Genomic DNA, 17,804 nt, shown 5'->3' on the forward strand with positions numbered 1-17,804 from the left:
CGTTTATACGCGCGGCATTTTACTGAAGGCTTAGGCCGATCGCAGACGGCACGGCCGGCGTGGTCCCAAAACCAGCGCCGGGATTAACCCGAAAGCAAACGGGATCGCGCCGAAACCGGCTGCTGCCAACAGATGCGGCGGACGGCCACGCCCCTCAGCCGGAAAAGCGACGACGATACTCCGTCGGCGACACACCCAGATGCCGCAGGAATGCACGCCGCATGCGCTCGTCGTCGCCAAAGCCGGCCCGCTTCGCGACCTCGACGACACTCTCGACCTGACGGCTTTCCAGCAGCAGACGGGCCGTCTCGACCCGGAGCGCCTCGACCCCTTGAGCCGGCGTCATGCCGGTCCGGTTGACATAGGTTCGGGCAAAGGTGCGCGGTGTCATGCCGGCCCTCGCGGCCAAGTTCTCGACCCTCAGGTCGCTCGCAATGTTCTCGATGATCCACGCATGCAATGAGCTGAAGCGACCCTCGACGTCCGACGCCTGCGCAGCCAGCACGGTCGAAAACTGACTCTGCCCACCCGGACGCTTCAGGAACACCACGAGCCGACGTGCGACGTCGAGTGCGATGGTGTGACCGAAATCTTCCTCGATCATCGCCAGCGCCAGGTCGATGCCGGCGCTGACACCGGCGGACGACCACACCCGGCCGTCCTGCACGAAAATCGCGTCCGGCTCGACCTTGACGTTCGGAAAGCTGTCCTGCAGGCGCGGGCAGTAGCGCCAATGTGTCGCGGCCCGTTTGCCCTCGAGCGCGCCAACCCAGGCGAGCGCAAACGCCCCGAGGCAGACGGATGCGATACGCCGGGCATCGATGAGCACCTCGCCGATCCATTGCATCGCGATGTCGTCCTGCCGCAGCTTCCAGATGCCCGGCCCGCCAGGGATCAGCAGCGTGTCGACCTCCGTGGGATTCATGGCCGAGAGCGGCTCGGTGTCGATCATCAGGCCGACATCGGTCGGCACCAGCCCGCCCTGCTTGGACACGTAGCTCAGCGCGTAGCCCGGCCCCGGCAGTTCGATCTCGCTGAGCTCGGCAAAGACCTGCGCCGGCCCGGACACGTCGAGCAGCGTCACCCCTGGGAATGCAAAGATCACCAGTCGCCTCTCGGCGCCGTCTCGTCGCACCGCAGCATGCCGGGAGGCGTTGGCAGAATTCGAGGGCATATTGTCCTTTAAGCGATCAGATGACGGCCTGTATAGCTCGACGTGCAGTGCTGGAGTTCACGTGATGTCGCGCAACCTGGAAGGCCGATATTCGACCATCGCCTCGCCCTGGGACGACTACACCGTCTACAGCTTTCCCGACGCGTCCGAGATCGCGGAGCCTGACCGGCTGCCGATCATGGATGCGATGAATTCGATCATTGCTGTTAACTGGAAAGCAGTCGAACCTCACTGGACTGCCGCGGCATCGCCATTCGACAGCAAATACGGTCTCGTTCTGGTCTACGATCCCTTGGGACTGGTGGCCTTCTCGGTCTACCGCGTGATGACCATCGCGCAGCGGCCGGCCATCTATCGCAGTGGAACTGAAGTGCTGCCCGCACACCAGGGTCGTGGCCTGTATGGGTTCTTTACGTCGCAGATCCTCAAGCATCCCGGCTGCGCCGCGCGCAGCGAAGGACTCCTCTACGGTTGGCGAACACGCAATCCGATCGTATGGGCTGCCAACGCGAAGATCTGCGAGAAGGTCGCGCCATCCCTGCTCGACGATGCTGCGGATCCCGAGCTGCAGGCTGCGTGCGTCGAGATGTGTGCACGCCTCTATCCAGGCAAGCCGCTGGAGGTGCCCCGCATGATCATGCGCGGCGCTTATGGTCATATCGAGCATATCCGGCAGGACTATCACGGCACGGCATCGCGCGTGGAGACGGCGATGTCTCGGATCATCCCGGATTCGGCGGACGCGCTGTTCTCCGTCGGCTTTGCGAGGGTGTGATGGCGGTGCTTGGACAACGAGCAGTCGTTTCGTCTCTGCCGAGATTTGCCGATCGCGCCTATGTCGCGTGGGCAACGGTCGCGTTCGCCTACGCAATTGCCTTTCTGCAACGGATGTCGCCGCAGACCGTCGGCCTCGACTTCGTACGCGACTTCGGCACCGACGCCTCCGGCGTTGCGATGCTCGCCTCGAGCTACTTCTGGGGCTACACCCTGATGCAGATTCCGGCGGGCATGCTGGTCGACCGCTACGGCGTCAAGCGCGTGATCCTTTGCAGCATGGCGGCGTCGGTGCTCGGCAGCGCCGCGTTCGCCCTGTCGCCCAACCTGATCGATGTCTTCTTCGCACGCGTGATCACGGCCTGCGGGGACGCGCTGGTGTTCACCGCGCTGTTGAAGCTCGTGGCCCAGAGCTTTTCCGACGAACGCTTCGGGCTGATGTCCGGGATCTCCCAGGTGTCCGGCTATGTCGGCGGGGTCGTCGCCACGACACCGCTCGCGGCCGCCGTCAGCGGGTTCGGCTGGCGCAACAGCTTCCTCTTCATCGCCTGCATCGGTCTTGCGAACCTCGCCTGCGCGTCCGTCGCGTTGAAGGCCGCCCCCGCAAACGACAGAGCCCCGACGCTGCGGAGCGTGCTGCTGGCGAGCTGGCATGCGCTCGGATCGGCTGCGACCTGGGGCTGCGCGATGAGCTTTGCATCGCATTTCGCGGTCGTCACCACGCTGGCGGGCGTATGGGGCATCCCGATGGTGTCGCACTATTTCGGCATCTCACCGTCGGCGGCGGGCGGTCCTCTGCTGGCCTTCATGGTCGGCAACGCAGTCGGCTCGATCCTGCTGGGCCACGCGGCGGACCGGACGCGGGTGCTGGAGGCAGCCCTGATCCGCATCAGCCTGCTGCGCATGCTGCTCGTGGCGATGCTGCTTCCGGTTCTGGCCCACGCGTTCGGCCTTCTCTATGTCGGCATGGTGTTCGCCGTGCTGGGCCTGGTGGCCGGCGGCACGGTTCCGCTGATCCTGAAATGCACGAAGCGTCTCTACACGGCGGATCGCATCGGCGTGGGCGCGTCGATCAACACGACGTCCGCCGGCGTTTTCGCCGGGCTCTCGCAGCCGCTCATCGCGTTCGCCATGGTGTCCGCAAGCGGGATCGGCGGGAGTGCGGGAGCGCGCCCATACACGGTCGCCAATGATGCGGGCTACACGACGTTGATCGCCATTCTCCTGCTGATGTCGCTGCCGGGGATACTCGGCCCGCTGATGATGAGGCGCAAATTGATACTGGCAAACTGAATATAAAGAAAAAGAGAGGGTGAGTATGTCGCGTTTGTTTTTGAGAAAGGACGAAGTTCGATCCGGCCACAGGGCCGGAAGCTGGCAGAGCGTCCTGTTTTCAGAGTTCGAAGCCCAGATGAGCAGCGAAGCCAGACCCTTTCCGTGCGTCTTCGGCGTCGCGGGCTTTCGCGCCGATCAGCTTCGTTATTTGTTCCTCGATCCCATCGACATTGAGGTTCTCGGCCGGCAGCTTGCCCTGTTCGTCTCGGAGAGCCGCTCGCACGGCCCCAATACGTCACTCGTCCTGTTCACGCGCCCGCGCCCGGTCCAGACGCTCGACGCCTACTACAAGAAGTTCTGGCGGATCCTCGATCAGCTCGCGCGCATCGACAAGCAGCCATGGCCTGCGGAGATTCCGCAGACCGTCGATCATCCGATGTGGGAGTTCTCGTTTGCCGGCGAGCCGATCTTCGTCGTCTGCAGCACACCGGCGCATGTGATGCGGCAGAGCCGGCGCTCGAGCGCATTCATGCTCACGTTCCAGCCGCGCTGGGTATTCGAGCGGATGCTCGGCACAGACGAAGCCGCCGCCAAGGCCTTCAGCGAGGTTCGCAAGCGGCTGGCCCCGTTCGACACCACGACGCCGTCTCCCCTGCTCGGCCGCTACGGCAATCCGGAGGGCCGGGAATTCAAGCAGTACTTCCTCTACGACGACAATCAACCGCCGCCCGCCTGCCCGTTTCACCAGCTCGCCCAGGCCAAGCCGTCGTCCATCGGAGACAAGGAGCAAGCCGCATGACCCAGATCATTGCCGGAACGAAGACCGATTTTGCGATCGATCCCGACATCCTCGCGCTGCTGCCGTCGCAGGGCTGCATCGAGCTGCAGCACGACGCCGCCGGCAAGGTTCACGCTTTCCACACGCACCCCGTCGACGAGATCCTCGTCGTGATCAAAGGGCGGCTGACGTTCCGATGGGAAGGGGGCGAGCGCGTCTGCACCGCAGGCGACAAGATCCTCCTGCCGGCCGGCACGCTGCACGAATCGGAGGCTCTGGATGATGCAATCTACGCAATTGCAATGAATCCGGTCACAACCACCACCTGTAGTCAGGATGGGTGAGGTCAGGACAGGGGACGATCGGTTTCCGCCTGCGACTCCGACGTCAGCCGCTCGACCATTTCGATCACTTCGATGCGCTGGCCCGGCGCCAGCTTCAGGAAGGCCTTCAGAAGTCGAAGGCTCTCCACCGCTTCGCTCGATGGGGCTCCGAGCTTCGTGTGCAGCTCCGCGATGAATGTCGAATTCTTCATCTCGCACCTTTGGCAGGAAACGGTAATGCCAGTCCTTAGCAAACGTGAAGGCCTTGCACGCAAGGTAGATACTGCAGCAATTGAGGCTGAAAGTCTTGGTCTGACGACTGCGACCCTGATCCTCAGAATGGCCCGCCTGGAAATCGACCGTGCGGAACCCGACCAGGTTGAAAGTATGCCAGCGAACAACTCTTGCAGCAAGCCGAACTGACCAAACGGTCGATTTCGGCGGCACAATTTGAGCTTTCTGGCAGTTTCTGGCTGACGATGCCAGCAAAAATGGTCGTTTATCGAACGAGGGAGGGGGATTACGCCGGAGGTAAGCTTGTCCTCCATATTAGAGGTCTTCTATAGTTCGAGCGGGAGGACTACGGATTGCGGACGCCGCTTTGGCGTCGTGGTCCCCTCCCGCGGCACGGGGGCTGTAGGAAGACCATGCGCACCTATTATTTCGACATGAAGGATGGCATTCCGACGAGGGACCGGACCGGGCTGGAATTTGCGACCAGTGCCGGGGCGATCGAGCATAGCCGGGATCTGGCCCGGCGGCTTCGACACGATCCCCGCATTACCGATCGCAGACTTTCGATCGTGGTGGTCGACGAATCCGGCGCGGAGATTCACCGCGAGCCGGTCTATCCAGCTGCGGTGAAAGTCGGCCTATCCTGAATCTGAGCGGCGCGGCGGCAACGTCCGTGGCCGACAATAATTTCAACTATTCGTAGACAGAACCGGGGCGACTGCAATCAGCGCGAGTATTGCAGCTGGTGATGAGGTTTGTCTCAGCCTGCCTTTGACACCGGCGTTCGTTCCCGAGCGCACACACCGATAGGGCCATGGGCAACCGCCACTCTCGACGCGCCACGCGACATCAGAATCCAAGACGGCGCGGCAGCACGCGACGGACGAGCGCCGTTCACGTCTCCCCCTGAGCATCACAAGCGCAGCCGTTCGGTGCTATTGCTGCTTCTCCCAGAACGAGAGCAGGCCTTGCGAGGCTGAACCACCGATCACGCAGGGAATGCCGACGGCGACTTGCCCCAGGGCCGCCGCGGAGACGCAGCCGAGCGCAAGCGCGCCGACGCCGAGTTGTCCCCAGAAATCCATGTTGCGGCGGGCATCGGAGCCTTTGAGCTTGAGCTCCTCGACCGCAGCGACGGCGTCCTTGCGCACGGCGCCGAGCTGCACCGTATCGGCCGCCTCGACGACCTCTCTCAGCGGCTCCTTGACGGGACCTGTCTGCCGCGCGAGCTCCTCGCGGAGATAATCGCGCAGGCTGGCGTCGCGCACGGAGTAGCTGGCCAACGTGTAGCGCGCCATGCTGCCGATGGTCAGCTTGTCGACCGTATCGCGGCTCTTCGACCACGGCAGCATCTGGACGATGCGCTGGATCGGCACCCGCGAGCCGGTCGCGAAGTAATAACCCCAGAGGATGTCGAGCAGGTCTTGATGCGTTGCGTAGCTGAGCCGGGTATCCAGCTTGCGCTCCTCCTTCTTGAACGGATTTTGCGTCAGCGCGCCACGCAGCTTGTCCATCATGCCCGGCTTGGTCTCCTCCAGCGGGATGTCCATCAAGGTCGGCTGCGTGCCGCTCAGATAGCCGTCGATCATGACCCGGCGGCCCGGCATCTTCGGAGCGACCTTGCGCATGAGATTGCGCCAGTCCGGGAGGCCCGAATAGGCGACGGCCCGCACGATCACCCACTCCTCCTCCGGGGGCACGGGAAAGAAGCTGTTGACGAGCTGCTCGGCCTTGGCCGGATTGGAGCCGATCGCACCCGCAATGAAACCTAGATAGATTCCGGAGTTCTCCGGCTCCTTGAAGGTCTGCGAGTGAAACAGCACCCGCACCGCCGCCGGCACATGGGCGTAGTCCGGCTTGGTACGATAATTGTAGATCCAGTTCTGGACGACGCCGAGCGAGGCGCGTGGATCGATCTCGGGGACGACGGCGGCAGCGAGCGCCGATTGAACGAAGGTACAGGCGATGAGGGCCAACGCGATCGCGCGCATGATCTGCTCCCGACAAACGTTCGCCGGCGACAACGACCGCCGCGGACGAATGAGCACTATGCTGACCAGCGTGTGGCTCGACTCTGCGTCGATTCTGCGACCACCCCCGGTTCCTCCGGCCCACCCTTCGCAGGCGTGATCGCAGGCCAACAAGTCTCCACAGCCCCGACATGATTTGGCCGTCCACCGGCTCTTGCATCACGGCGATGACGAGCAGGCAGGAGCGCACATCATGACCGCCCGGAACCGGGGTCACTCGCGCATCAGCAGACCGCGACCAATCGCGATGCTCGTTGCGGCGCTGTCCGTGCTGACGTCTCCCGTGATCGCAGCATCTGCAGAGGCCGTTGCGGTACAGGGCAATCGGCGCGTCGATGCCCAGACGGTGCGGTCCTATTTTCATCCTGGCGCCGACGGTCGCTACGACGCGGCCGCGCTGGACGCCGGCCTCAAGGCTCTGGTCGCCACCGGTCTCTTCGACGATGTGAAGATCGGCCGCGCCGAGGGCCGGATCGTCGTGCGGCTGACGGAAGCAAAAGTCCTCGATCGCGTCGCGTTCGAAGGTAACAAGAAGGTGAAGGATGCCGACCTCACAGGCGTGGTGCTGTCGAAGCCACGGGCAGGCCTGCAGCGCGCGACCGTGCAGGGCGACGTGGCCCGCATCCTCCAGGCCTATCACCGGGTCGGACGCGACGACGTCCGTGTCGTTCCCGAGATCATCGACCGCGGCAATGACCGTGTCGACCTGGTCTTCACCATCACCGAAGGCAAGAAGACGCCGGTGCGCACGATCAGCTTCGTCGGCAACAACGCCTATGGCGCGCGGCAATTGCGTGCGGTGATCAAGACCGCCGCGACCAACCCGCTCAGCTTCGTGATCGGCGGCAATGTCTATGATGCCGACCGCGTCAATGAGGATCGCGAGCTGCTGCGGCAATACTACCGCAGCCATGGCTATGCCGATGCCGAGATCTCGAATGTGAGCGTCGACTATGACGCGGCGAGCAGCGGCTACAACCTCGTCTTTGCGGTCGAGGAAGGCGGACTCTACAAATTCGGCGCGATCGATGTCTCCTGCAACGTGCAGGGGCTGTCCTGCGACCGCCTGCGACCGCTGTTGGTTGCGCAGCAAGGCGACACGTTCGACGAGAGCAAGATCGACAAGACGACCGAAGCCCTGACGACAGAGCTGGGCAAGCTCGGTTTTCCGTTCGCCCAAGTCGAGCCGCGCACCGCCCGCAACGCGCAGGCCCGCGTGGCCGACATCAGCTTCCAGATCGAGCAAGGACGGCGCAGCTATGTCGAGCGCATCGAGATCCACGGCAACAAGAATACGCGCGACGACGTGATCCGCCGCGAGTTCGACATCGGCGAGGGCGATGCCTACAACAGGATCCTGGTCGATCGCGCCGAACGGCGGCTGCGCAGCCTCAACTACTTCAAGTCCGTCAAGATCACAACGCGGCCCGGCTCGGTCCGGGATCGCGTGGTGCTGGACGTGGAGGCGATCGACCAGCCGACCGGTGATTTCAACGTCTCCGGCGGCTATTCATCCACCGACGGCCTGCTCACCGAGGTCAAGATCGGCGACCGCAACGTGCTCGGCACCGGCAATACGGCACAGGCGGCATTCACATACGGACAGTTCGCGCGCGGCGCCACCTTGTCCTTCACATCGCCCTACGCGATCGGCCGAACCACGCCCGGCGTCGAATTGTTCGCGCGGCAGAGCATGGCGAGCACGTTCCAATCGTTCGGCAACAATACCTATGGCGGCGCGCTCACTCTGGGCATGCCGGTCAGCGAGCAGACGGCCATGCTGTGGCGCTATTCGCTCTACGATCAGAAGGTCGTGCTCGCCCCCGGGCTGTCGCCGGCAGCCGTCTCCCTGCCGGTCCGGCAGGCCGTCGCGGCAGGACGCCAGACGGTGTCCCAGCTCGGCAACACCGTCACCTACAGCACGCTCGACAACACCAAGATACCAACCAGCGGCATCCGCTCTCAGCTGAGCCAGGATCTCGCCGGCCTCGGTGGTGACGTCCGTTTCCTTCGCACCACCGCCGATGTCCGCTACTACCGGTCCATCAACAGCGATCTGACCGGCATGGTCCGCGCCCAGGGCGGCTACGTCACGGGATGGGGCGGGCAGCAGGCGCCGCTGCTCAACAGCTTCTTCGGCGGTCCCACGATGGTGCGTGGCTTTGCGCCGGGCGGCTTCGGACCGCGTGACCTCACACCGGGATCGACGATGGACAATGTCGGCGGCAACTCCTACTGGGCGACCACGGCGGAGCTGCAGAGCAACATTCCGGGTTTGCCCCAGGAATACGGCTTGCGCGCGTCGGCCTTCGTCGATGCCGGCACCGTGTTCGGCTATCGCGGTCCGACCCAGAACGTCCAGGTCGCCAACAAGAACGTTCTGCGCTCCTCGGTCGGCGTCGGCATGACCTGGGCCTCGCCGTTCGGGCCACTCACCGTCGACTACGCGGTGCCGATCAGCAAGGCTGCCTACGACGTCGTGCAGCCGCTGCGCTTCAGCGCAGGCGGCTTCTAGCACGGGCTGGCTCCCGGCGGCGACGTGACGGTCGTCCAGCCGGGTCGACCTCAGTAGGGGTGATAGTAGTGCACCCGCGGACCGTAATACGGATGGCCGTAATACGGACGGACATAGTGCGGCCGAGGTGCGTAGTAGACCTGCGGCGGCCCATAATAGCCAGGCCCGGGATAGTAGCCTGGCTCGTAGTAATAGTAGTCGTCATGCTGATGCGCGGCGGCGATCGCACCGAAGGTCCCGATCATCGCGCCCATGATGGCAAGGCCGGCGGCCGGATTGCCCCTGTAGACGCGGCGATGCCGGCGACGGGCGCTGAGATCGGTCGCGTCGCCGACAGCCGCCGTCACGACCGCATGCTTGCTGGCCGGGGACGCCGGCTGCGCGAAAGCCGGCGCAGGCGGGCTTGTCATGAGGATCGTTGCCGCGGCGGCTGCAAACGCGATTGTCGCGCGGGGTGAACGGAACAGGTATCGACCGATGAACATGGGCATCCCCCGTCTCTTCGTCCGTGACGGATACAACACTCCAGCACGAACTGCTTGACCTGAATCAACGACACGAGCCGGCCGGGTGCACCGAAGCTCGCGTGACCCCGATGGGGCGTTAGACGCAGCGTCTCGCAGCCGGGTTCAATCTCGACCGCATCAATTTTTTCGCGAACCGGCGGGCGGTTGCGACAAACCAATGCCTGCACGCTCACGACCATTCGAACGAGGCGGACAGGAGATTCCATGGCTTCCGGACTGACACGCGCGATTTTCGGCTCCCTTGCACTTTTCGTCGCGACTTCGTCGATGGCGGCGGCCGGGGAAGGCAGGACCTCGTTGTTCAAGGTCGTGACCGTCAAGGACGAGATCGTCATCGGCCTCAACGGCGATGAGCTGACCGCGATCGGCGGCAACGACGCCAGCGCGGTGGCGCACGCTTTGGCGCAAAAGGGAGACCTCACGGCCTGGCAGTACAATGTCCACCGCGGCCCGAACGGCGAGCTGCAGATGACGCCGTCGGCCAAGATCGGCCTGTTGTCCCATGCGTCGTTGCGGGTCGAGCCGTACAGCACGACCTATGCGGTTGCACCGCATCCGTGAGCGGAACGGGGCGCCGGCCAGCGTTCGCGCCTCCCGATGAGACGCGAGCGCCGGCCACGCCGCGTCAGGTCTGCGTCGGACGGCTCGCTCGGACCGGCTGATCGTATTTTCGGGGGATACGATCTGTGGAAAAGCCATAGACCAGCGCCAGCCGATCCAGGCATTCCTTGAAGCGGCGGGCAAAATAGTCGTTCCAGCGCTGGCTGGCGAGACCGCGCTTCTGGCCGACCTGCTCCATCGTGAGGCCGTGCACCAGGACGTCGTGGGTGATCGCCGCGCCATCGGCTCCGAGCTCGCGCTCGGCCCGGTTCAGCCGCAACACGGCCTGTCGCTGACCCTCGGTGACCGGCTCGCGCCCTCGGGCGCCGTCGACATGCTCGCGCGACGGATCGATCGCCTGTGGGCCCCGCTCCGCCCGCTCCCAATCGTTCTGGAACGCCCGCCCGGCACGGTATTGAGCGTCGTCGAGCTGCTTGTGCGCATGCAGCCGGCCCAGCGGATCGTTGCGGACCGAGCGCAGCGCGACGATCTTCTCGCCCGGCTCGAGGGCCAGCGGATCGTCGATCTCGACCGGGACCACGTCCGCATTGCGCGGCAGATCGTGCGCGCGGCGGTCATGGGTCTTGGGCATGCGGTGGGGCTTGCTGCGTCGGGGGCGCGCCATGTCTCGTCTCCGGAAAATGGAATGGAAGCAGGTTTGGTCGGCGAAACGCCGGGCTTACGCAGCTGCGACGAGCCGCAGGGTCAGGCGCCCGGCCGGACGCGCAGCGGTCTCTTCAGGGGGGGTCCGCGTCAGATGGTGGTGCGGCGTGCAGTAGCAGGACCCGGGTTGCCGCGGATGGCCACAGAACGTGATCGGGTCGTCGTCCCGGTCGCCGCCGTAGGGGTAGCGGCAGTCATTGGTGCCGAGCTGGTCGAGCGAAAGCAGCCGCGGGCTGATGCCGACCGAGCGCAGTCGGACCGCCGCGGCGGGTTTCGGCGGCGGTGGCAGCGCCATCGGCCCAGCAGCGGCCTGCGGGCTCCGCCGCCGGCCTCCGGCCGACACAGACATCGGCCGGGCCTGGGCGCGCGGGGATGTCGGGGCGGCCGCAGCGACGAGCCCCATCCGCTTGCCGCGGCCGAGCGTCGCATTGCGCGTATAGGCCGTCCCGAACTGCGCATTGAGGGCGCGCGCGATCGCGGCATAGGAGAGCCCCCTGGCATGGAGCTCGCAAAGCACCTTGGAGTGTGGATCTGGCCAATCGGTGGACTGCATTCTCGCCTCTTCCTTCGGGTCGGGGGCCGTTGGGGCTTGCCCGACGCCTCTTTTTCCGTTATTCCGAATGAAAAGTCAAGCTTGAGTTCTGATTATTCGAAACATATACTCCTTTCCGAGATTCGCAAAAGAGGTCAAAGCCATGTTGGACGTCGCCATGATCGAGCGTGCACTCGAGAAGCCAGGAAAGACCAAAGGAGGGCTCGCCCGTGCCATGGGCGTGCGCCCCGGCGCCGTCTCCGAGATCCTCGGAGGCCAGCGCCTGATCAAAGCCGCCGAGATCCCCCTGATCACGGAGTATCTGGAGCTGAATTCGGTTCCCGTCATGGGGCGGGTCGGCGCCGGCTCGGTGATCGAGCCGGATTACGAGCAGGTGCCGCTCGAGGGCCTGGGCGAGGTCGCCCTGCCCTTCCCGATCTCCGAGGAGACGATTGCTTTCGAGGTGTCGGGTGATTCGATGCTGCCGAAATACGAGAATGGCGACGTCATCGTCGTCTACCGCGAGCAGCGCCACCCGCTGTCGAGCTTCTACGGCGAGGAGGCTGTGGTGCGCCTCAAGTCCGGCGAGCGCTACCTGAAGACCATCGAGCGCGGCAAATCGCCATCCGTCGTCAATCTCAAGAGCTTCAACGCCAAGCCGATCGTCGGCGTCAAGCTGGACTGGATCGGCGAGATCTTCGTCACCCTGCCACGCGGCCAGATCTCGCGGATCCGCGCCAAGGCGGCCGCCAAGTCCCGCGCCCGCGCGGCAAACAAGTAAGACTCGAGGCCGGATGCAGGGGCGGTCGAGGCGCTTCCCCTGCATCCCCTCCCTCCAGGGGAGGGTAGGCAGCGCGCCTGTGGCGCCGTCGTGATCAACAGTTCTGAGCGACATATGGGGGATGTGCGTCCATAGCCTCGCGGCGCCCAGGCGTCCGAGTGATACAGTGGTCTCACCCTCTTCAAACGAGAGGGTGCAGGGAAGGCCGGACCTCGACTGAGGCCCGTGGCCCGCCTGCTCAAAAAAATGCAGGCGGCAGGTACCACAGGTCCAGCCGGAACGATCCGGCCCTCCCTGCGCGATGGTTTTCACGGCTGCTTCGCGTTCTCCCCGGTGCGCCGGGCTTGTTGGTCACCGTCACCCACGCGGCGCTGTCAGCGCCGGCGCAGGCTTGATACCGGCATCGGAGTATCAGGACCGCGCGACTTGACCGTACGAGCCGGTGTTGTTCGTCGGCGCGAATGACCACGCTGCAAACCGGCTCGCCCATCACTCCCCGCCTCCACGTGTCGTGACGACCGCGATACGCCCTTCTCCATGAGGCGGGATGCGTCTAGACAATCACGAATTCCGAAAAAGAGAAAGAAGATTTTTTCGGTCCGGCGGGGCGGATCGGAGCAATGCGCTGAAGCCTCGCCCGAAACAAGCGTTTCCGCACACGTCCTCTGCAGACGATCGGACGCCATGAAACGGACCATCGAGCGGGCGCGTCGCCCCTGATTTGCCCGACGAGCGCGACGCCGCCTCCGACTGCCGACCGGGATGTCCATGGCGCTGACGATGTCGCGCAAGCGGATTGATCCCGATCAAGGACCAGGCGCCGCGCCGGAGCAAACTCGTCGTCAACCTGTGGCTGCACAGGCAGGAAATGGGAGAAACGCCATCATGGGAAACGCCATGCGGAGATATCTTCTTGCCTTTACCTTGGTGATCGCCGCACTCGGCTTCACGTCGTCGGCGCGTGCGGGATGCTGGCCGAACGAAAATTTCCACCTCGTGTGCTGGCTGGATACCTATGGAACGGCGTGCGAAGCGCACCACGCGCTGACCAGCGTCAGAGCCGTGCTGTATCCGGAGCCGCGCTACTCGTACTATGAATTCGAGGTTTCGCACTGGTGGACGGCCCACAAGACCGTGGCCTGTCCGCCGAATCAAAAGACGACGTTCAGCGGTGTCTGGGACCGGGAAACCGGAAAGGCGGAGGAAACGGCGACCACCGGCATTTCGTCGGTGACGAGGCGCGTCTATTGCAGCAACAATCCCTGGACGGGCCAGGGGCCGCCGACGGTGCCGATCTGCTCATATCCGGCCGATGATCCGAACGTGGGACTGCCCGTCAGTTCGGCGATGCTCACGCAAAGCCAGCGAGACGATCTGCTTCGCGTTCAGGAGCCGTTGCATACCCGTTGCCAGCAGATCAAGCCGCTCGAGGACGAGGTGTCGTGGCTGAACGGCCGCCCCATCGTCGAGGTGGTCGCGTCCCACCATGAGTATCAGAAGCTCGAATGGCATCTGTGGTTCATGGACTTCGGCGAGTTCGGACCATGGCATGAGGTCGCGGCACCGAAGCCGAAGGGCCCCTTGATCTGGAAGGGCACGACCTATACCGAGCGCCGCATTGCGACATCGAGGCACAGATACTGGCTGAACAAGCCCGGCCGCTGGAAGGTGGTTGCGAAGCCGAAGCCGACCGCGGCGGCGGCGCAGGCGATCCCGATCAGCGTGACCACCGAATGTCCCGGCGCGACGTTCAACGTGCAGTGATGCGCGATGGCGCGGTCTTGATGGCGTGCGGGAACATGCTTCCGCACGCCCCGTTACATCGCCTGGACTTTATCTGCGGCTGATTCCGGTGTGGTCATGGCCGCGCAGGCTCGGGATGGACTCGGCTGAGGCGAGGGTGGAGGAGAGAGCGAGGACGGCGAAGACGGACTGAGCAATTTGGGCAAGTGCATGATGACCTCCTTCCTGACAAAGCTAGTGACTCAATCTCAGTTCGAAGCAGCGAGGTCACCCTCCCCCGGGAGGGACCCTGCATCCGGACCGAATCAAGCCTTGACAAAATTCTGATTTAACGAAATAGTGGAGCGATCATAGTCAGCCGAAGGCGAACCGGCACTCCATGCAGTATTTCGTCGTGATGATCGACTATGGCCGGCGCGGACGCGAGGCCGTGGTCGATCCTGAAATGACCCGGCGCGACGTCGTTGCACGCATCGCGTCGGGCGAATATTCGAACATCAGCTTCATCCACGAGATCGTCGACCGGTCGGTTGCCGACATCACCGCCGACATCATGTCCGAAGCCGCCCTGCCCAAGATCGATGGGCGGGACGCCAACCTGCAGGCCGCCCGGTTCGATCACCTCCGCGACCTGCGCAAGCATGAGCAGGTCTGATCCGACCGCGCCGGCCCGTGTCGGATCCGGCGACCGGATGGACGCCAGATCACACCAGAAAGACGGTCGAGCCGGTCGTCTTGCGCGCCGCAAGATCAGCGTGAGCCCGGGCCGCCTCCTTCAGCGGATAGGTCTGGTTGACCTCGATCTTCACCGCGCCGGACTTGACGACGTCGAACAGCTCGTTGGCCATCGCAACCAGACTCTCGCGTTTGGCCGCGTAGGTGAACAGCGTGGGCCGGGTCACGAACAGCGAGCCCTTTTGAGCGAGAAGCCCGAGGTTGAGCGGATCGACCGTGCCGGAGGACTGGCCGAACAGCACCGCATAGCCGAGCGGCGCGAGGCAATCGAGCGATTTTAGGAACGTGTCCTTGCCGACGGAATCATAGACCACCGGCACCTTCTTGCCGCCGGTGATCTCGTTCACGCGGGCAACGAAGTCCTCGCGGGAATAGACGATCGTATGCGCACAGCCATGCGCCCTCGCCAGTTCCGCCTTGTCGTCGCTGGAGACCGTGCCGATGACGGTAACACCCAGATGCTTGGCCCACTGGCTGAGGATGAGCCCGACCCCGCCGGCGGCCGCATGCAGCAGAATGGTCTCGCCGGCCTTGACCCGGTAGGTCTGGCGGATCAGGTACTGGGCGGTGAGGCCCTTGAGCATCATCGCGGCAGCCGTCTTGTCGTCGATCTCGTCCGGCAGCTTCAGCAGCAGCGCCGCCGGCATCAGCCGCGCCTCGGAATAGGCGCCGAGCGGCGACGAGCCATAGGCGACCCGATCTCCGACCTTCAGGTCCGTAACCCCCTCGCCGACTTCCTCGATCACGCCGGCGCCCTCGCTTCCCAGGCCGCTGGGCAGCTGGACGGGATAGAGGCCCGACCGATTGTAGATGTCGATGAAATTGAGCCCGACCGCCGTGTGGCGGATGCGCGCCTCACCCGGGCCAGGCTTGCCGACCTCGACCTGCTCCCAGCTGAGGACCTCGGGACCACCGGTCTTGTGGAAACGAATGGCATTCGTCATGTGACGTTCATCCTCCCTGTCTGACGCCCGGAGGTCGCACCGCTCCGGCGCGGCTGTTCTACGTGCACGGGCATCTTCATCATGTGCGACTGAGACCTGGATGATTTGGTAGCCGCTCCCGCCGCCGCTTGGCAATCGCTTCAAGGCGCCCCCGCCCACAGGAACAACGCTCGCCGCTCCAGCGTTCACGGGCGATAGCGGAGGACAGTCCAATGCCGCCCAAAAAACGCAGCGCAGTGGTCAGCCCGGCCATCCTGATCGAGCTCGCCTGTCACACCTTCATGGGCACCGCGCTCGGTCTCGGCTTCGCCTTTGCGCTGACCCAGGTCGATGCTTTCGGGATTTCGCCCCTGATCGCCCGCAGCGGCGATCCGCACCTGACCTTCACCGTTCTCGTCGGCACGTTCACGCTGGCATTTGCGGTGGGCGCCACAATGACCGGGATCGTCTTCACAATGATGCAAGAGAGGTGACGCAAACCGGCTGAACTGATCACCACCGCGACATGGCCGCCGCCGCGTCCTATGCGTCGTCAGTGGCTGACTCCGTCATATGCACGTCGTGCAAAGATTGCAGATGGATGGCATTCGGACCGCGGAGCCGAGAATGCCCAGACGATTGGTTGCGGTTGCTCAGCCGTCGACGAGAGCGAACCCGCCACGACATATCGTCGCACGACGCCTTGCGTGGGCGGAAAGCACACCGTCATGACAAGCGGCTGGCTCGCGCTTCTCGCCGCAGGACTGCTCGAGATCATCTGGGCGCTCGGTCTCAAGCATTCCGACGGGCTGACGCGGTTCTGGCCCAGCCTGGGCACGGGGGTTGCGATCCTGCTCAGCTTCGCAATGATGTCGTTCGCCTTGCGATCACTGCCCTTTGGCACCGCCTACGCGGTATGGACCGGGATCGGCGCCGCAGGGAGCATCATCGTCGGCATGATTGTCTACAGCGAGCCGGCCGATCCGATGCGACTGCTCTGCCTGACGCTGATCATCGCCGGCATGGTCGGACTCAAGTTGAACTCGCCGGTCTGATCGCCCAGGCATGGTCCGCCGACTCCGGCCGAGCTCGATCATGCCGAACAGAGCGAGCGACAGCACGAACGGAAGCAGATGGTAGAGAATGCGAAAGATCAGCAGCGCCGCGAGCAGCTTCTCCTGACCATTGCCGCCGAGGCCGAGCAGGATGGTCGCATCGAATACGCCGATGCCCGCGGGCGCGTGGCTGGCAAATCCAAGCAGGGTTGCGGCTATGAAGACCGCGATCAACCGCATCACGTCGATGCCGAGTTCGGCCGGCAGCAGCACATACATTGCGAGCGCGGCCGTGCTGAGATCGAACAGTCCGATCAGGATCTGCAGCAGCACCGCCGACCCCGACGGCAGGCGGACCGGCCATCGGAGGCTACGACGCCCCGGCCAGCTCCAGACAACGAAAGCGAGCACGCCAGCCAGCAGCGCCGCCGCGATCAGCCGATTCAGCGTCGGCGGCCAGTATTCAACCCAGCCGAAGGCATCTGGATCGATCATCAGGCTCAGACCAAGTGCGGTCAGATTGCCGAGCCAGAACGTCAACCCCGTGAGAAAGCTGATATTGGCAATGTCGATCGCGCTCAGTCGATACGGCGCATAGATCCGGTAGCGCACCAGCGGGGAAATCAGGGCCACCACACCGATGCCATGCGCAATCGGATAGCTGGTAAAGCTGCCGACAGCAGCTGCGCGAAACGGAATGTCGGCGCGGCCGATCGTGCGTAGCGCGAAGAGATCATAGAGCGTCAGGCTGGCGTAGGAGAGCGCGATCAGCGCCAACGCGAGAACGATGAGCTTGTGATCGGTCGCCTGCGCGATCGATACGACATGACCGACATCGAGCTTCTTGAGCGCCCGCATCAGCACGACGACCGCGATCGCGGCGATCGAGATGCTCAATGCCAATCCCCCCAGACCACGGATCCACGTCCTGCGGCTCAGGCGCGGCGTCAGATCGTCGTTCAGCACAGCCATTCAACGGATCTCGCGCCGCGCAGTTCGCGCCGGCTGATTCGAGCGGGATGATGGCGCCGTGTGACACGCTGATGTGACAGCTGCGTTACTCTGGATCACGCAGCGCCCGCCTTAATTGCCCATTGACCACACGCCAGCTGCATGTTGCTCTGCGCAGAGTTCGTGAGCGC

21 protein-coding genes are annotated in these 17,804 nt (G+C 64.2%); 14 read left to right on the forward strand and 7 right to left on the reverse strand.

Annotation, left to right across the window (positions count from 1 at the left end; all coding sequences use genetic code 11):
* Positions 1-154: 154 nt before the first annotated feature.
* On the reverse strand, positions 155-1,174 hold the full coding sequence (locus QX108_RS10415) for a GlxA family transcriptional regulator (RefSeq protein ID WP_315721252.1): 1,020 nt from the start codon (positions 1,172-1,174) through the stop codon (positions 155-157).
* Between QX108_RS10415 and QX108_RS10420 the strand changes: the two genes are divergently transcribed.
* From QX108_RS10420 to QX108_RS10435, 4 genes are all read left to right on the forward strand, one after another.
* Positions 1,155-1,949 carry a hypothetical protein gene (locus tag QX108_RS10420; RefSeq protein ID WP_315721253.1) on the forward strand — a complete coding sequence of 265 codons (795 nt, stop codon included), beginning with the start codon at positions 1,155-1,157 and terminating at the stop codon, positions 1,947-1,949. The two genes, QX108_RS10415 and QX108_RS10420, sit on opposite strands and share 20 nt — an antisense overlap.
* Positions 1,949-3,241, forward strand: a complete 1,293-nt coding sequence (locus tag QX108_RS10425) for an MFS transporter (RefSeq protein WP_315781692.1) — start codon at positions 1,949-1,951, stop codon at positions 3,239-3,241. Before QX108_RS10420 ends, QX108_RS10425 begins: the two co-directional genes overlap by 1 nt.
* 118 nt (positions 3,242-3,359) lie before the next feature.
* Positions 3,360-4,022, forward strand: a complete 663-nt coding sequence (locus tag QX108_RS10430) for a YqcI/YcgG family protein (RefSeq protein ID WP_246739252.1) — start codon at positions 3,360-3,362, stop codon at positions 4,020-4,022.
* Positions 4,019-4,345, forward strand: coding sequence for a cupin domain-containing protein (locus QX108_RS10435; RefSeq protein WP_315781694.1), 327 nt, complete (start codon positions 4,019-4,021; stop codon positions 4,343-4,345). Before QX108_RS10430 ends, QX108_RS10435 begins: the two co-directional genes overlap by 4 nt.
* Before the next feature lie 2 nt (positions 4,346-4,347).
* Here the strand turns inward: QX108_RS10435 and QX108_RS10440 are convergent, their stop codons facing one another.
* Entirely contained in the window at positions 4,348-4,536 is a 189-nt protein-coding gene (locus QX108_RS10440) for a hypothetical protein (protein WP_172112580.1), read from the reverse strand.
* Here QX108_RS10440 and QX108_RS10445 point away from each other — a divergent pair.
* Together QX108_RS10445 and QX108_RS10450 are read left to right on the forward strand one after the other, a co-directional pair.
* On the forward strand, positions 4,517-4,747 hold the full coding sequence (locus QX108_RS10445) for a hypothetical protein (protein ID WP_246739251.1): 231 nt from the start codon (positions 4,517-4,519) through the stop codon (positions 4,745-4,747). The two genes, QX108_RS10440 and QX108_RS10445, sit on opposite strands and share 20 nt — an antisense overlap.
* A 224-nt stretch (positions 4,748-4,971) precedes the next feature.
* Complete coding sequence (locus QX108_RS10450) at positions 4,972-5,205, forward strand: DUF6894 family protein (RefSeq protein WP_315721256.1); 234 nt, start codon at positions 4,972-4,974, stop codon at positions 5,203-5,205.
* A 288-nt stretch (positions 5,206-5,493) separates the two neighbouring features.
* On the opposite strand, the gene QX108_RS10455 is transcribed toward QX108_RS10450, so the two are convergent.
* Entirely contained in the window at positions 5,494-6,549 is a 1,056-nt protein-coding gene (locus tag QX108_RS10455; RefSeq protein WP_315781697.1) for a hypothetical protein, read from the reverse strand.
* 232 nt (positions 6,550-6,781) lie between these two features.
* On the opposite strand from QX108_RS10455, the gene bamA reads away from it, so the two are divergent.
* Positions 6,782-9,103: an outer membrane protein assembly factor BamA gene (bamA, locus tag QX108_RS10460; protein ID WP_315781699.1), complete on the forward strand. Its 2,322-nt coding sequence runs from the start codon at positions 6,782-6,784 to the stop codon at positions 9,101-9,103.
* A 50-nt stretch (positions 9,104-9,153) separates the two neighbouring features.
* On the opposite strand, the gene QX108_RS10465 is transcribed toward bamA, so the two are convergent.
* A complete protein-coding gene (locus QX108_RS10465; RefSeq protein WP_315782248.1) occupies positions 9,154-9,588 on the reverse strand; it encodes a hypothetical protein in 435 nt (144 codons plus the stop codon).
* A 246-nt stretch (positions 9,589-9,834) separates the two neighbouring features.
* On the opposite strand from QX108_RS10465, the gene QX108_RS10470 reads away from it, so the two are divergent.
* Entirely contained in the window at positions 9,835-10,191 is a 357-nt protein-coding gene (locus QX108_RS10470; protein WP_315781701.1) for a hypothetical protein, read from the forward strand.
* Between the two features lie 64 nt (positions 10,192-10,255).
* Here the strand turns inward: QX108_RS10470 and QX108_RS10475 are convergent, their stop codons facing one another.
* Positions 10,256-10,855, reverse strand: a complete 600-nt coding sequence (locus QX108_RS10475; RefSeq protein WP_315721258.1) for a DUF6456 domain-containing protein — start codon at positions 10,853-10,855, stop codon at positions 10,256-10,258.
* A 54-nt stretch (positions 10,856-10,909) separates the two neighbouring features.
* Positions 10,910-11,446: a GcrA family cell cycle regulator gene (locus QX108_RS10480; RefSeq protein WP_315781703.1), complete on the reverse strand. Its 537-nt coding sequence runs from the start codon at positions 11,444-11,446 to the stop codon at positions 10,910-10,912.
* Between the two features lie 142 nt (positions 11,447-11,588).
* Here QX108_RS10480 and QX108_RS10485 point away from each other — a divergent pair, with 142 nt between their 5' ends.
* The 3 genes from QX108_RS10485 to QX108_RS10495 all read left to right on the forward strand — a co-directional run bounded on the left by QX108_RS10485 (position 11,589) and on the right by QX108_RS10495 (position 14,604).
* Positions 11,589-12,206 carry a helix-turn-helix transcriptional regulator gene (locus QX108_RS10485; protein WP_315721260.1) on the forward strand — a complete coding sequence of 206 codons (618 nt, stop codon included), beginning with the start codon at positions 11,589-11,591 and terminating at the stop codon, positions 12,204-12,206.
* Between the two features lie 768 nt (positions 12,207-12,974).
* Positions 12,975-13,970, forward strand: a complete 996-nt coding sequence (locus QX108_RS10490) for a hypothetical protein (RefSeq protein ID WP_315781705.1) — start codon at positions 12,975-12,977, stop codon at positions 13,968-13,970.
* 358 nt (positions 13,971-14,328) lie between these two features.
* Positions 14,329-14,604: a hypothetical protein gene (locus QX108_RS10495; protein WP_315781707.1), complete on the forward strand. Its 276-nt coding sequence runs from the start codon at positions 14,329-14,331 to the stop codon at positions 14,602-14,604.
* 49 nt (positions 14,605-14,653) lie between these two features.
* Here the strand turns inward: QX108_RS10495 and QX108_RS10500 are convergent, their stop codons facing one another.
* A complete protein-coding gene (locus QX108_RS10500; protein ID WP_315721263.1) occupies positions 14,654-15,628 on the reverse strand; it encodes a quinone oxidoreductase in 975 nt (324 codons plus the stop codon).
* Between the two features lie 212 nt (positions 15,629-15,840).
* On the opposite strand from QX108_RS10500, the gene QX108_RS10505 reads away from it, so the two are divergent.
* From QX108_RS10505 to QX108_RS10515, 3 genes are all read left to right on the forward strand, one after another.
* Positions 15,841-16,101 carry a hypothetical protein gene (locus QX108_RS10505; protein WP_315721264.1) on the forward strand — a complete coding sequence of 87 codons (261 nt, stop codon included), beginning with the start codon at positions 15,841-15,843 and terminating at the stop codon, positions 16,099-16,101.
* 234 nt (positions 16,102-16,335) lie between these two features.
* Positions 16,336-16,662 carry a multidrug efflux SMR transporter gene (locus tag QX108_RS10510; RefSeq protein ID WP_315721265.1) on the forward strand — a complete coding sequence of 109 codons (327 nt, stop codon included), beginning with the start codon at positions 16,336-16,338 and terminating at the stop codon, positions 16,660-16,662.
* 825 nt (positions 16,663-17,487) lie between these two features.
* Entirely contained in the window at positions 17,488-17,685 is a 198-nt protein-coding gene (locus QX108_RS10515) for a hypothetical protein (RefSeq protein ID WP_315781710.1), read from the forward strand.
* The last annotated feature ends 119 nt before the right edge of the window (positions 17,686-17,804 follow it).

This window comes from Bradyrhizobium sp. SZCCHNR1002, assembly GCF_032381435.1.
GTDB lineage: Bacteria > Pseudomonadota > Alphaproteobacteria > Rhizobiales > Xanthobacteraceae > Bradyrhizobium > Bradyrhizobium aeschynomenes.

What these genes read in the sequence shown, in the direction of transcription:
- QX108_RS10465 (WP_315782248.1), bottom strand. Translation starts at nt 9,588, where the DNA reads ATGTTCATCGGTCGATACCTGTTCCGTTCACCCCGCGCGACAATCGCG.
- QX108_RS10480 (WP_315781703.1), bottom strand. Translation starts at nt 11,446, where the DNA reads ATGCAGTCCACCGATTGGCCAGATCCACACTCCAAGGTGCTTTGCGAG.
- QX108_RS10505 (WP_315721264.1), top strand. Translation starts at nt 15,841, where the DNA reads ATGCCGCCCAAAAAACGCAGCGCAGTGGTCAGCCCGGCCATCCTGATC.
- QX108_RS10510 (WP_315721265.1), top strand. Translation starts at nt 16,336, where the DNA reads ATGACAAGCGGCTGGCTCGCGCTTCTCGCCGCAGGACTGCTCGAGATC.
- QX108_RS10515 (WP_315781710.1), top strand. Translation starts at nt 17,488, where the DNA reads ATGACCGACATCGAGCTTCTTGAGCGCCCGCATCAGCACGACGACCGC.
- QX108_RS10450 (WP_315721256.1), top strand. Translation starts at nt 4,972, where the DNA reads ATGCGCACCTATTATTTCGACATGAAGGATGGCATTCCGACGAGGGAC.
- QX108_RS10500 (WP_315721263.1), bottom strand. Translation starts at nt 15,628, where the DNA reads ATGACGAATGCCATTCGTTTCCACAAGACCGGTGGTCCCGAGGTCCTC.
- QX108_RS10485 (WP_315721260.1), top strand. Translation starts at nt 11,589, where the DNA reads ATGTTGGACGTCGCCATGATCGAGCGTGCACTCGAGAAGCCAGGAAAG.
- QX108_RS10425 (WP_315781692.1), top strand. Translation starts at nt 1,949, where the DNA reads ATGGCGGTGCTTGGACAACGAGCAGTCGTTTCGTCTCTGCCGAGATTT.
- QX108_RS10435 (WP_315781694.1), top strand. Translation starts at nt 4,019, where the DNA reads ATGACCCAGATCATTGCCGGAACGAAGACCGATTTTGCGATCGATCCC.
- bamA (WP_315781699.1), top strand. Translation starts at nt 6,782, where the DNA reads ATGACCGCCCGGAACCGGGGTCACTCGCGCATCAGCAGACCGCGACCA.
- QX108_RS10475 (WP_315721258.1), bottom strand. Translation starts at nt 10,855, where the DNA reads ATGGCGCGCCCCCGACGCAGCAAGCCCCACCGCATGCCCAAGACCCAT.
- QX108_RS10490 (WP_315781705.1), top strand. Translation starts at nt 12,975, where the DNA reads ATGGCGCTGACGATGTCGCGCAAGCGGATTGATCCCGATCAAGGACCA.
- QX108_RS10445 (WP_246739251.1), top strand. Translation starts at nt 4,517, where the DNA reads ATGAATGTCGAATTCTTCATCTCGCACCTTTGGCAGGAAACGGTAATG.
- QX108_RS10440 (WP_172112580.1), bottom strand. Translation starts at nt 4,536, where the DNA reads ATGAAGAATTCGACATTCATCGCGGAGCTGCACACGAAGCTCGGAGCC.
- QX108_RS10415 (WP_315721252.1), bottom strand. Translation starts at nt 1,174, where the DNA reads ATGCCCTCGAATTCTGCCAACGCCTCCCGGCATGCTGCGGTGCGACGA.
- QX108_RS10495 (WP_315781707.1), top strand. Translation starts at nt 14,329, where the DNA reads ATGCAGTATTTCGTCGTGATGATCGACTATGGCCGGCGCGGACGCGAG.
- QX108_RS10455 (WP_315781697.1), bottom strand. Translation starts at nt 6,549, where the DNA reads ATGCGCGCGATCGCGTTGGCCCTCATCGCCTGTACCTTCGTTCAATCG.
- QX108_RS10430 (WP_246739252.1), top strand. Translation starts at nt 3,360, where the DNA reads ATGAGCAGCGAAGCCAGACCCTTTCCGTGCGTCTTCGGCGTCGCGGGC.
- QX108_RS10470 (WP_315781701.1), top strand. Translation starts at nt 9,835, where the DNA reads ATGGCTTCCGGACTGACACGCGCGATTTTCGGCTCCCTTGCACTTTTC.